The 15,061-nt window shown below is 39.3% G+C and carries 13 protein-coding genes; 9 read left to right on the top strand and 4 right to left on the bottom strand.

Annotated elements, in window-relative coordinates; translation table 11 throughout:
* The 6 genes from CL42_RS08510 to rapA all read left to right on the top strand — a co-directional run.
* A partial coding sequence (locus CL42_RS08510; RefSeq protein WP_035267163.1) for a thiamine phosphate synthase occupies window positions 1–234 on the top strand: 234 nt, incomplete at its 5' end.
* A gap of 31 nt (window positions 235–265) precedes the next feature.
* Window positions 266–1,564, top strand: a complete 1,299-nt coding sequence (hemL, locus tag CL42_RS08505) for a glutamate-1-semialdehyde 2,1-aminomutase (RefSeq protein ID WP_035267162.1) — start codon at window positions 266–268, stop codon at window positions 1,562–1,564.
* Window positions 1,565–1,653: 89 nt separating this feature from the next.
* Window positions 1,654–2,070: a GlcG/HbpS family heme-binding protein gene (locus CL42_RS08500; RefSeq protein WP_035267160.1), complete on the top strand. Its 417-nt coding sequence runs from the start codon at window positions 1,654–1,656 to the stop codon at window positions 2,068–2,070.
* A gap of 1 nt (window position 2,071) precedes the next feature.
* The gene (locus CL42_RS08495) at window positions 2,072–2,788 is read left to right on the top strand and encodes a phosphopantetheine-binding protein (protein WP_155756970.1); all 717 of its coding nucleotides are present in this window, start codon (window positions 2,072–2,074) and stop codon (window positions 2,786–2,788) included.
* 160 nt (window positions 2,789–2,948) lie between these two features.
* Window positions 2,949–3,593 (top strand): RluA family pseudouridine synthase, encoded by a 645-nt coding sequence (locus CL42_RS08490; protein WP_035267156.1) that lies wholly within the window; start codon window positions 2,949–2,951, stop codon window positions 3,591–3,593.
* 202 nt (window positions 3,594–3,795) lie between these two features.
* The gene (gene rapA / locus CL42_RS08485) at window positions 3,796–6,633 is read left to right on the top strand and encodes an RNA polymerase-associated protein RapA (protein ID WP_035267154.1); all 2,838 of its coding nucleotides are present in this window, start codon (window positions 3,796–3,798) and stop codon (window positions 6,631–6,633) included.
* Window positions 6,634–6,662: 29 nt separating this feature from the next.
* On the opposite strand, the gene CL42_RS08480 is transcribed toward rapA, so the two are convergent.
* Together CL42_RS08480 and CL42_RS08475 are read right to left on the bottom strand one after the other, a co-directional pair.
* Window positions 6,663–7,466 (bottom strand): enoyl-CoA hydratase-related protein, encoded by an 804-nt coding sequence (locus tag CL42_RS08480; protein ID WP_035267153.1) that lies wholly within the window; start codon window positions 7,464–7,466, stop codon window positions 6,663–6,665.
* Between the two features lie 79 nt (window positions 7,467–7,545).
* Window positions 7,546–8,748 (bottom strand): iron-containing alcohol dehydrogenase, encoded by a 1,203-nt coding sequence (locus tag CL42_RS08475; RefSeq protein WP_035267151.1) that lies wholly within the window; start codon window positions 8,746–8,748, stop codon window positions 7,546–7,548.
* A gap of 318 nt (window positions 8,749–9,066) precedes the next feature.
* On the opposite strand from CL42_RS08475, the gene CL42_RS08470 reads away from it, so the two are divergent.
* Window positions 9,067–10,773 (top strand): AMP-binding protein, encoded by a 1,707-nt coding sequence (locus CL42_RS08470; protein ID WP_035267149.1) that lies wholly within the window; start codon window positions 9,067–9,069, stop codon window positions 10,771–10,773.
* Window positions 10,774–10,816: 43 nt separating this feature from the next.
* Here the strand turns inward: CL42_RS08470 and fabR are convergent, their stop codons facing one another.
* Window positions 10,817–11,497 (bottom strand): HTH-type transcriptional repressor FabR, encoded by a 681-nt coding sequence (fabR, locus tag CL42_RS08465; RefSeq protein ID WP_035267148.1) that lies wholly within the window; start codon window positions 11,495–11,497, stop codon window positions 10,817–10,819.
* Between the two features lie 139 nt (window positions 11,498–11,636).
* Between fabR and CL42_RS08460 the strand changes: the two genes are divergently transcribed.
* Window positions 11,637–12,707 (top strand): flavin reductase family protein, encoded by a 1,071-nt coding sequence (locus CL42_RS08460; RefSeq protein WP_035267146.1) that lies wholly within the window; start codon window positions 11,637–11,639, stop codon window positions 12,705–12,707.
* A gap of 12 nt (window positions 12,708–12,719) precedes the next feature.
* The gene (locus tag CL42_RS08455; RefSeq protein ID WP_035267144.1) at window positions 12,720–13,814 is read left to right on the top strand and encodes a fatty acid desaturase family protein; all 1,095 of its coding nucleotides are present in this window, start codon (window positions 12,720–12,722) and stop codon (window positions 13,812–13,814) included.
* 50 nt (window positions 13,815–13,864) lie between these two features.
* Here the strand turns inward: CL42_RS08455 and CL42_RS08450 are convergent, their stop codons facing one another.
* On the bottom strand, window positions 13,865–14,566 hold the full coding sequence (locus CL42_RS08450; protein ID WP_035267142.1) for an SIMPL domain-containing protein: 702 nt from the start codon (window positions 14,564–14,566) through the stop codon (window positions 13,865–13,867).
* Between the last annotated feature and the right edge of the window lie 495 nt (window positions 14,567–15,061).

The raw sequence follows: 15,061 nt of genomic DNA, 5'->3' as shown, positions 1-15,061 counted from the left end.
ACAGAAACCAAACCTGAAGCAGGCAATATTGGTTTAGAAACGTTAAAAGCTGCAAAAGCAAAATTAAATGTACCTATTTGCGCGATTGGTGGTTTGACGGTTGAAAATGGTGCTGAAGTGATTGCTGCCGGAGCAGATCTTTGTGCTGTCATTAGCGATGTATTGGGCCGTTCGATGTCAACCGTTGGTCAACGTGTTTACGATTGGTCAGAGCTATTTGCTAAACAAGCTTAAATTTTTTACTTTTTTGAGTTGAGTGATTTTCATGAGTTTATCTCCTAAGCAAGAACAACTATTTAAACAAGCCAGCAAACATATTCCTGGTGGTGTGAATTCACCAGTACGTGCCTTCAATGGAGTAGGTGGTACGCCAGTATTTATTGAAAAAGCTCAAGGTGCCTACCTGTACGATGTAGATGGCAAACGTTATGTCGATTATGTGGGTTCATGGGGACCAATGATTTTAGGACATGCACACCCTGCGATCATTAAAGCTGTTCAAGACGCCGCAGTTGATGGTCTAAGTTTTGGTGCACCTACAGTGCATGAAACGACATTGGCAGATATTATCTGTGAAATTATGCCGTCCATTGAATTGGTACGTATGACTAACTCAGGGACAGAAGCAACAATGACTGCGATTCGTCTTGCACGTGGGTATACAGGTCGTGACAAGATTGTTAAGTTTGAGGGCTGTTACCATGGTCACTCAGATTCACTTTTAGTGAAAGCAGGTTCTGGTCTACTCACAAGTGGTGAAGGCGAGGCGACATCAGCGGGTGTTCCTGCTGATTTTGCAAAACATACATTGACGCTCCCATACAATGATATTGCGACTTTAAAAGAATGCTTTGCTAAGTTTGGTTCTGAAATTGCGGGGGTTATTGTTGAACCTGTTGCAGGTAACATGAACTTGGTTAAACCAATTGATGGATTCTTGCAAGCCATTCGAGATGTGTGTGATGAGCATGGTTCAGTCTTCATTATTGATGAAGTGATGACTGGATTCCGTGTTGGATTAGGTGGAGCTCAAGCACACTACGGTGTTACACCTGATTTAACTACGCTAGGTAAAATTATTGGTGCAGGTCTTCCTGTAGGCGCATTTGGTGGTAAGCGCGAAGTGATGGAATGTATTGCACCTCTAGGTAAAGTTTACCAAGCAGGAACTTTATCTGGTAACCCGCTGGCAATGAGAGCTGGGATTGAGATGTTCAAACATCTTCGTCAACCAGGTTTCTATGAAAATCTAACCGCACAGCTCGAAAAGTTATTGACTGGTTTACAGAGTGCCGCTGATGAAGCAGGTATACCATTTAAGACTCAACAGGTTGGAGGTATGTTTGGATTGTATTTCACTGATCAAGAAGACATCACAAGCTTTGATTCAATGTTGAAGTGTGATGTTGAATTGTTCCGTAAATTCTTCCATGGCATGTTGGATGAAGGTATAAATTTAGCGCCTTCTGCTTTTGAAGCCGGCTTTATCTCAAGTGCGCATTCCGATGAAGATATTGCGTTCACTATTCAAGCAGCTAAGAATGTATTTGCGCGTTTAAAATAGAATTTTTTTGAAAATCTATTAACATAAGCCTACAGTGTAAATACTGTAGGCTTTTTTGCACGTATAAAATTCACGGACTTAAAATAGAAATGAAATTAAAACATTATTTAACTTTAGAAGACGCGGAGTTCTTACTGACGCGTGCGCAACAATATGCGATTGATAAAAAGTTGAATGTCAGTATTTCTGTTGTAGATGAAACTGGAAGTTTACTTGCAATGAAACGCATGGATGGTGCCTCTCCGATGACTGCGAATTTGTCAGCCGAAAAAGCAAAATGTTCAGCTTTGAGCCGCCACCCATCTCAAATTTTTGAAGAGCTGATCAAAGATGGGCAATTGGGTTTTCTGACTGTTCACTCATTGTCGGGAATGTTAGAAGGTGCAGAACCCATTATTTATCAAGGGCAATTGGTGGGAGCTGTGGGAGTTTCAGGTGCTAAATCTTTTGAAGATGCTGAAATTGCGCTGCATGCCATAGAAGTTTTCTTGGCTTTAGCTGATTAAAGTGGCAATGTCATATTTTTATACACCACCCAAAAAAATTGAACTCAGCGGGAGTTTGGCAAAGTGGTCCATTCAAGCTGAACAATGCGTCTTGGTGGTTTTTGGATTTCAACGTTTAGCTGAATATAGCAATGACCAACATCAAGAATTATTAATTCATTTAAATCGCTTAATTAAAAAAGCTCAGGCTTTAGATATTGAAGTGATTGAAATTGAAGAGCAGCAATCATTTTCTAAAGTAGCGCAGTTGGGTGAATTACTCGCAGAAAAGAAACAACTCATTGTGTCTGGCATGATCAATTCACCTATAAAGCAACTTTTACAGCATATCATTTCGATTACTCCTCAAATTTGTGTGGTGAACGATGCTGTTCATGTAGAAACGAAGAGCCAACATTTACAGTGGATTCAGAACTGTGTAGAACAAGGTATTCATCATATGAATACCTCTGCCATGATTCGAATGCTGGAATTGAGTGCGCCGACCTCATTTATTCTTTCTGAAAAGGGTATATTGCTGTCTATTGCTGAATACCTTGAATTCGATATTTTAGAAATTGATCCATTTCAAGATTTAAGGCGCTATGGCTTAGATTCGGTCGCAATGGTGAGTTTGATTGGCTTGTGGAGAGCCAATGGCGCACATATAGATTTTGAATCATTTGGGCAAAATTGCACACTTTCTCAATTGCTTCCTATCCTGAGAAAAGACAGCTAGATGTCACAAACAAAACTTAATTCATTTGAATCGTTAGATTGATTTAATTTCTATCAGATATCGGAAAAATCGTCACTGTTTGTCCATTTCAAGATTGTAATTTATCGCTAAGCTTTCTATTATTGCCGCCTTGTTTTCACGATCTGCTAGGAATAGAAATTTGAGTCATTTTCTTCAGGAACATCTCATTCATCGTGATCAAGATTTTATGGTGATTCACAAACCAGCTGGATTACTTTCTGTTCCAGGCAGAACGCCTGACCTTCAAGATTGCGTTATCAATCGTCTTCTTCAAGAAGAACCACGTACGCTTCTGATTCATCGTTTAGATCGTGATACATCAGGCTTATTGGTGTTTGGACTCAGTAAAACAGGCCAAAAATCGATCTCGCGCCAATTTCAAGAACGTGAAACGGATAAAACTTATCAAGCACTAGTCGTGGGATGTGTAAAAGGTCAAGGAACTGTAGACATCCCCGTGATTTACGACCCAACTCGTCCACCATTGCATATCGTAGATGCGCATCATAATAAAGCAGCGTTAACCCATTGGGAAGCAGTTGAACAATTTCAAATTCAAGATCAGTGGGTGACACGCGTAAAATTAACGCCAATCACAGGTCGAGCACATCAACTTCGCGTTCATATGCAGCATTTAGGGCATCCCATCGTAGGGGATACTTTGTATGCAACACCAGCGCAACAAGCTTTGAAAGATCGACTCTGTTTGCATGCAGAGCAGTTAAGTTTCAATCATCCTGTTACCGGTGAACGACTAAACTTTCATTGTCCAGTGCCGTTCTAAATACACATTTTTAAATCAGCATACGAATATTTTACGATCTGATCATGATGAAATCTTGGTTATGATCAATTAAATAGATCGGTGCTAAATATTGCTCACTTTTTGGTGGGCTTTATGTCAAAATATATTGCTTATAGACGTTAAATTTTGCTCAAATCATCTCCTGTTTGAGCATAAGTTTTCAGTCCTAACTTGAGATAAGGTGGAAAAATTGCAGCAGTTTGCTATTGGTCAACGTTGGTTATCAGACACAGAGACAGAGTTAGGTTTAGGGGTTTTGATTGATGTAAATGAACGATCAATTAGTATCCTCTTTCCTAAAAGTGACGAAACCCGTGTCTATGCACGTAGTAACGCACCTTTATCTCGAATTGTGTTCAATGTGAATGATGAGCTTCAAGACCAAGAGGGAATCGTCTGGAAAGTCGAATCATTAGAAGAGCGTGGTGGCGTTATTCGTTACAACGTCATTCGTCAGTTACAAGATGGTACTGATGAACGTAAATCATTAAATGAAACTCGTGTTGGCGCGACGATTCAATTGTCTAAACCACTTGATCGTTTATTGGCAAGCCAAATTGATTATAAAGAATGGTATGACCTGCGTATTGAAGCATTACAAATGCAAGCTAATATGCAAAATAGTCCATTACGAGGCATGGTGGGTGCTCGTGTTGGATTGATTCCTCACCAATTTTATATCGCGCATGAAGTAGGTAAGCGCTTTGCCCCACGTGTCTTATTGGCGGATGAAGTTGGTCTAGGTAAAACCATTGAAGCAGGTTTAATCATACACCAGCAACTGAAAACAGGACGCTCTGAACGCATCCTCGTTTTAGTTCCTGATTCACTGCAATATCAGTGGATGATTGAAATGCGACGCCGTTTCAATTTGAATTTCTCGCTATTTGATTTAACGCGTACTGCTTCGATCAAAGAACATGATCCAGAATTGAATCCGTTCTTAACTGAACAGTGCATCATTGCGTCTGTTGATCTCATGATCGACCATGAAGATTTACGTGAGCAAGCGCTCGAAGCAGGTTTTGATTTGCTTGTGGTGGATGAAGCACATCACTTGATGTGGTCAGAAGAAGAAGGTGGTAATGACCGCTATGACCTTGTTGAAGAATTTGCTGAAAAAACAGCAGGGGTACTTTTACTGACTGCAACGCCTGAACAGTTAGGTGTTGAGTCTCATTTTGCTCGTTTACGTTTGCTCGATCCGCAACGTTTCAGTTCACTTGATCGTTTCTTAGATGAAGAAGAAAAATATCAGCAAACAGCTCAAATTGCAGAAGTGCTGATGTCGGATCAACCCCTTGAAGCTGATCATTTCCAAGCAATTGAGCAGTTACTGGGTCACAAGATTGAAGATGAGCCAGAACAGCGTTTCCGTGCAATTCATGAATTGTTAGATCGTCACGGTACAGGACGTGTACTATTCCGTAATACACGTGAAGCGATACAAGGCTTCCCTGGTCGCGATTGTCAGCCTGCACCATTACCTGTGCCAGAAGGATGGTCGCTGGATGGTAAACTTCGTGAACAAATGTGGCCAGAAGAAGCGCAATTGGACGGTGCTTGGATGGAAACTGATCCACGTGTAACGTGGATTATGGAAATGCTCCGTACTCAGTTAAAGCATAAAAAAGTCTTACTCATTGCGCGTAGTGGGCCTGTAGTTGAAGCTTTAGAAAATGCATTACGTATCCATGCAGGGATTCGTACAGCAATGTTCCATGAAGGCATGAGTCTATTAGAGCGTGACCAAGCAGCTGCTTATTTTGCAGAAGATTCCTATGGTGCTCAGATTTTATTGTGTTCAGAAATTGGTTCAGAAGGTCGTAACTTCCAGTTCGCTTCAGATTTAATCCTATTTGATTTGCCAGCAAACCCTGATGTGCTTGAACAGCGTATCGGTCGACTTGATCGTATTGGTCAAGAAAACCGTATTCAGATTCATGTGCCATATTTAGTGGGCACTGCACAAGAGCGTATGTTCCGTTGGTACAATGAAGCATTAAATATTTTCAGCAATATTTCTCCGACTGCGCAAACCTTACAAGAGAACTTTATTGTTGATCTTAAAGATTGCTTGTTGGCTGATAAAGGTCAAGCCTTTGAAGATTTGCTTGAAGCCGTAAGTGTGCAACGTGAAGCTCTAGAGCAAGAGCTACAAGCTGGACGTGATCGTTTATTGGAATACAATTCTTGTCGCCCAATGGTTGCGCAAGAAATTGTGCAAGCACTCGAAGAGTATGATGACAATACGACTTTGCCAATGTTTATGAAACGCTTCATGGCATCAACCAATATTGATTTTGATGAGCAAAGTAATGGCACGGTAATTATTAAGCCTACGGATCAAATGCAAGTCCAAGGTCTGACTTTGGATGAGGAAGGCATGACCGTGACGTTCTATCGTGATCAGGCTCAGATCCGTGAAGATGCGCAATACATAACGCTTGAGCATCCTTTCACTGAAAGTGTCATGGAAATGATCAATACGCAATCGTTTGGTAGTACCAATGTGGCGTTATTGAAGTCTGCAGCTTTACCACAAGGTTCAGTTTTAGTTGAGGTGTGGTTCAAAGTGGATGTGATTGCACCGAAAGCATTGAACTTGCCAGCGAGTTTACCAACACAATTGATTCGTGTGTTATTAAGTGAAAAGGGCCAAGATTTATCAGCTAAAATTGCACCAGATATTTTGAAACCATACTTACATCATCTTGACGGTAATAGTTGTCGCCAAGTGGTGAAAGCACGTCGTGATGTCGTTGAACAACGTTATGCACAAGCTTTAGACATTGCAAAAGGTGCTTTGCCTGAATTAAAACAGCAAGCGAAAGAAATTTATAGCAATAAATGGCAATATGAAATTGATCGTTTAAGTTATTTGAAACAATTTAACCCAAGTATTCGCGAAGATGAAATTGCACGTTTGCAGAAGCTTCAAAAAGAAGGCTTAAGCCTTTTAGAAGTTTTAGCTGTAACGCCTGAAGCGATTCGAGTCTTGGTGGTGGTAAAGCCATAAAATAAAAAAAAGCACCCTAGGGTGCTTTTTTATGACTGCAGAAATTGATTGAAGTCAGGTTTTCTTTTTTGTAAGAAAGCCATCACGGCTTCAATCATTTCAGGCGATGTTAAACGTTCTGCAACAACCTCAGCTTCCTGAACAATACAATTCTGAATTTGATCTTGCTCGGGTCGAATTTGTTTTTTAATAATTTTTAGCGTGGTCATTGGCAGTTGACTCATCTGTTGAGCCCGCTGTAAAGCTAATTGTTCAGGTTGCTCGCAAATCTGATTGATGATTCGACATTTTAGCGCCTCTTCCGCTGAAAATTTTCGACCTGTGAGCAATAATTCGGCAGCCATATGATAACCAGCCAACTCAGTGAAAAGAAGGCTGGTGCCACCTTCTACAGATAATCCCAAACTTACAAATGGAATTTGAAATTCTGTATCGGGGTGAGCGTATACCATGTCACAGTGAAATAGCATAGTGACGCCAACGCCTATAGTGCAGCCACGTACCGCAGCAATAATAGGTTTAGAAAATCTTGCGATCGCTTTTAGGAAGACAAATGGTGGTGTAGCATCAGCGGCTAAACCAACATATTTTTGAGCGGCAGACATAAAATCTTTCAGATCATTTCCTGCGGTAAAATCCTGTTCGTTACCCTGTAAAATCACAACATTCACTTGTTGAGATTGATCTGCCGCATCCAATATTTTTGCAATGTCATTGTACATTTCCCCAGTTAAAGCATTTTTTTGCTCGGGGTGATCAATTTTGATGGTCAGGATTCTATTCTCAATCGTGACATGAATAAAAGGGTTTAGTGAATCTAAATTTTTTAACATGGCGGCATTCCTTGTCGCAAATTAAAAAAGCTCAGTAGACACGATTGTATACTGAGCTTTTATTCGTGCCTTATTGGCATTAAAGTCGATTTAAAATTTGCTCAGCATCTGAATAATTCATGTATTTTGGTACGGCATAAATTCCATGGGCTTCAGTAAAAGCAGATTTAATCATCTCTGGGAAATCTTGCTTTTTTAAATTCGGAATCTCAGTATTGATTTTCAAATCTTTGAGTAATTGCTTTACGCTTTGAATGAATATATTTGCGGCTTGTTCATCCGTAGTGTGTGACGAGCTTAAACCAATTTTCTTCGCTGCTAGTGCTAAGCGTTTTTCTGACGCTTTACGATTAAATTCTAGAACATGAGGCAAGATAATGGCATTAGCGCGTCCGTGTGGGATTTGATATTGAGTCCCTAATTGATGCGCCAAAGCATGTACATAGCCAATTCCAGCACTATTCATTGCCAAACCAGCATAATGAGAACCGAGCGCCATTGCTTCACGTGCTGCAATATTCTGACCATCTTCAAATGCTTTTTTTAAATTCTCCATGATCAATTTCATGGCTGCACTGGCGTAATAATCTGATTGTTTGTTGGCGAATCCGCTTACCCACGATTCAATTGCATGAGTAAGGGCATCAATGCCAGTGTCAGCAGTGATAGCAGGTGGCATGCCTTTCATGATGACGGGATCTAAAGCAGTTGCTAATGGAACGACTTTGGGATCAATAACTAAGCCTTTAATATGAGTTTCACTGTCTGAAATAACTGCGGCAATGGTAACTTCAGAACCTGTACCTGCGGTGGTCGGAATCACGAACAATGGATATGCAGGTTTACGACTTTTTAAAATTCCAAAAAGTTGTTTAGGCGATTTATGGTTTGCGGCTGCGAGCGCTAATACTTTTGCTGTATCAATCGTCGAACCACCCCCTATACCCAATACGCTATCGCATCCGGTATTTTTAAACAGTGCTAGAGATTTTTCGACAATTTCACAAGTTGGATCAGGTTTTACATCAGAGAAAATAACAACTTCAATCCCATTGTGCTGTAATTGATCTTGAATGGGTTGTATGACACCTAATTTGACTAATACTGCATCAGTCACAATCATCACTTTTTTCATGCCGAGCTGAGCAATATTGCCACACAATTGCATTGATGAATCTTCACCCGCAAATACGAGAGGATGTGATACTGGGATTGCAAGGGTGAGGGCTTTGACAGCCATGAGTTGAGTTTTTGCACGTAAAATAGTGGCAATCTGAGCCATAATGATCAATCTCTATCCATGAGTTTGATTTAGTTATAGGATAATCATTGTCCAAGTACATTGGCGATAATCATCAACACATTGGTCTTAAATTACAATTTTATCAAAAATATAGCGCAATTAAACTGAGCAAAATAATGGTTGGATTTTGATCAGAATTCATGATAGAAAATAGAAAATAATTCGAAAATTTAAATCGTAAAGCTGTAGTTTTTACTCGGCAATCAGGAACTCAGGACGAGTTTAAAACGAATAAATCAGCTTTCGGTTATGAGTCATTACATAACAACAATGATACGTTATTGGGAGTCATTACACATGGAAGTAAATCAGAACAACAACCAATTTGAGTTTTTACCGACTCATATTCACTATTTAATGTATTGGGAAAAGAAATCGCCAAACCAAGATTTCTTGGTTCAGCCTTTACCAAATGGTCAGGTGATTAAATACACCTGGGGAGAAGTGGCCAGTCAAGTCAAAAAAATGGCTGCTTATTTACAATCTCTGAATTTGCCAGGCCGCTCACAGATTGCAATTTTTGGTAAAAATAGTGCGCACTGGATCATGGCAGATCTAGCCATTTGGATGGCAGGGCACGTGTCGGTTCCCTTATATACGACTCTTAATGGTGAAGGCACTAAATATGTTCTAGATCATAGTGAAACTAAGGCTCTGTTTATCGGTAAGTTGGATGGCATTGGAGATAGTTGGAACGATGTAAAACAAATCATCCCGCAAGATATGCATTGTATTAAATTGCCATTGGCGCCTGACTATAATGCGCCGACATGGGATGAAATCACTGCGAAAACAGCACCCACCAGTGAGCCTTATTTTCCAAACGAGGATGAGCTTGCGACCATTATTTATACTTCGGGCAGTACAGGTCTACCTAAGGGCGTTATGCAAAGTTATAAGACCTTACTCTCACCTGCGAGTGAGCTGAAATCTACGTTTGGTGTTTCAGAAAAAGATCGTGCTTTATCTTACTTGCCGCTAGCTCATGTTGCAGAGCGTGTATTTATTCAATCATCCGTGATGATTTGTGGTTTTACCGTTTATTTTGCCAATTCATTAGATACATTTATTGAAGATCTTAATCGTGCAAAACCAACGATCTTCTTTTCTGTGCCACGTTTATGGACCAAATTTTATTTGGGGATTAATGAAAAAATTCCACTTAATGTACAAAACGTGTTGTTTAAAATCCCATTCTTGGGCAATAAGATTAAGCAAAAACTTTTGGCAAAATTGGGTTTGAATCATGTTCGTTATGCTTTAACGGGTTCTGCACCTTTACCCGTAGATATTATTAAATGGTATCGTAATTTGGGCTTAGAGTTGCTTGAAGTTTATGGAATGACAGAAAACTGTGGATACTCGCATATCACACGTATGGGTGAATATATGAGTGGATATGTCGGACATGTTCAAGCACGAGTAGACTGCAAGATTGATGAGAATGGTGAGATTTTAGTCAGAAGCCCAGGAACAATGTTGGGTTATTACAAAAACCCAGAAAAAACAGCTGAAGATTTGACTGAGGATGGCTATTTAAGAACAGGTGACATGGGTGAAATTGATGCGACTGGCCGTCTAAAAATTACTGGACGTGTAAAGGACATCTTCAAAACTCAGAAAGGTAAGTATGTAATGCCTGTACCAATTGAACAAAAGATTGGTAATAACCAAATGATTGAATCTGTCTGTGTTGGTGGTGCAAGCCATAAACAGCCGATCGCCTTTGTGATGTTGGCAGAAGAAATTCGCAATAAATTACAGCAAGATAATAAACGTGATGATATCGAAGCAAAATTAATTGAGTTGAAGAATGAAATTAATGAAAAGCTTGAACCGCATGAAAAAATTGCATTCTTTGTGGTCATCATGGATTTGTGGACGATGGATAACGATATGTTGACGCCGACTATGAAGATTAAGCGTAATAAAATTGAGGCGAAGTACGAAGCACTTATTCCAACTTGGGTTGCTCAAAATAAAGAAGTAATTTGGGAAAAGTAATAAAAAAGCCCTTCAACTGAAGGGCTTTTTTGACCCTCAATATTCATTCTTTCAGATGACGTGCGCCTTCTAAAATCATTCGGATCATCGTCATCGTTTGTTCAGCTACAACTTTTCTTTCATCGTGTGGCATGTTGATTAATTTAGCACCCATAGTGAATACCAATTGAGTAATCGCTTTTGCAGCCAACTCTGGATGCTTGATTTTATGAGGGTTATTTTGCTCAAGACGAACAAGATCATCCATGAGTTCTTGCTGAAAATAATTGAGCTGTTTTTCAACCGCCTCTTTATAAGAGGCAGAACCAGTATAACCTTCACGTAACAATAGGCTCAGATTACCTTCGTCAGCATCTAACTGTTCAATAAATACTTCAACTGAACTACGCACAATACTTGAATTGCGAACTGCTTTTAATCGAGCTTGATGCAAGATTTGACGTAAAACAATACCTGAGCGATCAATCAATTCAATGGCAAGTTCATCGATATCTTTAAAATGTCTATAAAAACTGTTTGGAGCGATTCCTGCTTCACGAGCAACTTCGCGTAAGCTTAAAGACGCGATGCTTTTTTGAGGTCCGATAAGATTGAGAGCAGCTTGGAATAATTCTTCTTTCGTGATTGTGGCTTTTCTTCCGACTGTACGTGCAGTTGGATGCTCCAAAATGGATGCGGATTCACTGGCATGCAGAGGAGAAAGAGTAATCGTAGAGCTGCTCATAAATATCAGAAGTTTACAGTTAGAGTTGCATTATATCGCTCTGAGTCAGGATATGGAAATCAATAGATGATATACAAGTGTCTATACAAATATATATACATGTGTATAATAATTCTAAACCCACTGTGATGAGCCCATGATGCAAGCAGTTAAGCCACCTAGAAATTTGATTAAATCCGCTGTAAATGCTGTATTTGATCCGAATGCTGCCAATTTTTGGTTGCAAAAGATCGATCCAACTTGGTCGGTGAATCAATCATTAGGCAAAATTGTTGAACGTACACAAGTTGCAAATGATACGGTCAGCTTAAAAATTGCGGTTAATCGAAAATTTCAGTTTGGTGAAGCAGGGCAACATCATCCAGTTATTGTCACGACACAGGGTCGTTGTTTTGAACGTACCTATAGTTTGACCAAAATCGACACTCAACATGTATTGTTGACTGCTAAGAAAGTCGATCAGGGGGTAGTTAGTTCATGGATTAACGATATAGCTCAGGTAGGGGATATCGTTGAGTTTGGTGCACCCTATGGTGATATGACACTTGAAAGTGTAAATACGCCTCTGTTAATGCTGGCTGCAGGGAGTGGTATTACTCCAATGTACAGCTTGATCAAGGCATTATTGCAGCAAGAAAAAAAATTAGTTCATCCAGTTAAATTGATGTACTGGGCTAAAAAAACAGAAGATTTAGCATTTCAAACAGAGTTGGTTGCTTTGGCGAATCAACACTCAAACTTTAATGTTGAATTTTTTACCACTCAAGATGAAGAGGCTGATTCCCGTTTAGAGGATTCTCATTTAACGGCTATCGAATACTTAGATCAATATACGGTTTATGCATGCGGTCCAGCAGGATTTGTGCAACTTGCTGAACAACTAACTGATACTCGTGTTCATAAATTTAAAGGTGAAGCATTTAGTGTTGAACCATTCATTAGTGATGAGACTGGTTTTGTTCAGGTCACACTTACGAAATCAAATAAGGTCGTCACGATTCCAAAGGGACAATCAATCCTTGCAAGTTTAGAGCAACAAAATATTCGCCCACAGCACGGTTGCCGCATGGGGGTATGTAATAAATGTGCATGCCATAAAGCGCAAGGTGCAACTAAAAACCTCGTCAATGGTGCAGAAAATACTGAGCCTGGAAATTTGCTCAAAATCTGTATCAATTCAGCTCAGTCTGATCTCACTATCGACCTATAAGCGAGAATAATCATGAATATGCCAGTTCAAGCACAATATTTCAAAAACCCAAAAAATCGTGAACTCACTGATGCACAACTTGATGAACTCGCACGTGAACTTGATGCAATTAAGCAAGAAGTTCTTGATGATTTAGGTGAAAAAGACGAAAAGTATATTAAGCGAGTGTATGCAGCGATTCGCTACAGTTCAATACTTGGACGTGCATGCTTATTCGCTGGATGGTTTCCTCCAGCATGGCTTTTAGGCACAGGCTTACTTGGTTTTGCCAAAATCATGGAAAACATGGAGTTGGGCCATAATGTGATGCATGGTCAATATGATTGGATGAACGACCCTAAATTTAAAGGGACAACTTACGAATGGGATATCGTAGGCACATCTGATGATTGGCGCCAAACCCACAACTATAAACACCATACCTATACCAATATTAAAGGTATGGATGATGATATTGGTTATGGAATTCTTCGTTTGTTCCCAGAGCAACGCTGGAAAAAAGGATATTTATTACAACCACTTTACAGTATTCCATTCTGTTTGTTATTCCAGTGGGGGGTAGCGATTCAGAACTTAGAAATTGGTAAGCGCTTAAAAGGGCGCATGACCAAAGAAGAATTTCAACAACGTTTGAACCCGATGAAAAAGAAAATGGGGAAACAGTTATTTAAAGATTATGTTTTCTTCCCGCTCATTGCAGGTCCTGCAGCATTACCCGTATTCACAGGTAATTTAGTCGCTAATGGTATTCGTAATATTTGGACATTCAGTATTATTTTCTGCGGTCATTTCACCAAAGATGTGGAAGTTTTCCCGAAGTCAGTTTTAGAAAATGAAAGCCGTGGCCATTGGTATATGCGTCAAATTCGTGGGTCTTCTAACCTGACTGGTTCTGAAGGATTCCATATTTTGACGGGGCATCTGAGTCATCAGATTGAGCATCATCTTTATCCAGATATTCCTGCTCGACGTTACCGTCAAATGGGGCCTAAAGTGAAAGCGGTGTGTGAAAAATACGGCTTGAATTATAATAATGCGAGTTTATTTAAACAATATGGTCAGGTTTTGGGGCGTATTGTGAAATATGCCTTCCCATTTAAAAAGTAAGAAACAAAAAAAGCCACTTATTGAGTGGCTTTTTGAACTTTAATAGTGAACTATTTTAATTGAATTGATCCATTTGCATTGACTGTGATTGTTGATTCTCCAGCAGCCATATTTTGTGAGTCTGCAACGGGTGCACTCTCTACAACCATTGCGGCACGTGCCATGGCTAATGGTCTTGGTGAATAATTATTGGTGTTCATATTTAAGTTAACCAAGTTATAACTAGAACGATTCCAAGCTTTAGTGAGAACCTGAGCGCGCTGTTGGAAATTTTGCGTGGCTTCAGTCAATAACTCATTTTCAACCTGCTTTCGTTTTTCAGTGGAAACAGTGAAATTAATCGATTGTGTTTGAAAATCTTGTTGTAGCTCGCTAATTAACTGGCTCGCTGCTTTAAAATCTTTGCTCTCAATATTTACTTCAGCACGGCCACGCCATTCCTTCAGTTTTGTTGAATTGTTGTTGTCATAGACAGGATAAGTGGTCTGAGAACCCGTTTCGACCTTTACTTGGGGGTATTTTTTACTGATGCTGATGGCCTGATTCATCAATTGGGTCATTTGTGTTGAAAGTTGTGCAGGCTGCTTATTACTTTTTTCAATAAATAAAATGGCGTGCATTTCATCATTAGAGACTTGTTTAGAAGCATCTGCTTGAAGATTAATAATATTAGTTTTAGGTTCTGTGTCAGCAAGTACCGAAAAGCTAATGCCAGTAGCTAAGATCAATAGTGGCAGTTTTAATAATTTCATTGTTATCTCTGTATCTTCACCTGATGAATATTCTACAGAATATTCTAATCTTTTTTGATGGAGAGAAAATGTGATTATTTGGTGATTAGATAGTAGCAATTGTAATATTCAACACCGATTTTACGACTTAAGTCGCCTTAACAAGGCTTTTAAAATGTATTTTAATTGAATTGTAGTTGAACAATAAAAGAATATAACTTGTCTTTGGATTAGTGATTAATAATTTGTAATCCATAGATAATTCTATTATCAATGGTCTAACAAGTAGTATTAGAAATAGATTAAACATTCTGTATATTTAAATAATAAAATTCTAAAAACATGTAAAACAATAAGATAGAGTCTTCATTTGATAAATTATTTATAGTCTGAAACTATTGTCATAAAGAAAATAAGTATTGGCATATAGGTCAAGATTTTTCCATTCTAGCTCTCATCAGAGATGCAGGTATCTCTCTAAAAGAATTTGTCCCTCAGAAGGTTGTTTTCAAGCAA

Origin of the sequence: Acinetobacter sp. Ver3 (assembly GCF_000632455.1) — a bacterium.
GTDB lineage: Bacteria > Pseudomonadota > Gammaproteobacteria > Pseudomonadales > Moraxellaceae > Acinetobacter.
This window is presented reverse-complemented; position numbering and strand designations above follow the sequence as displayed.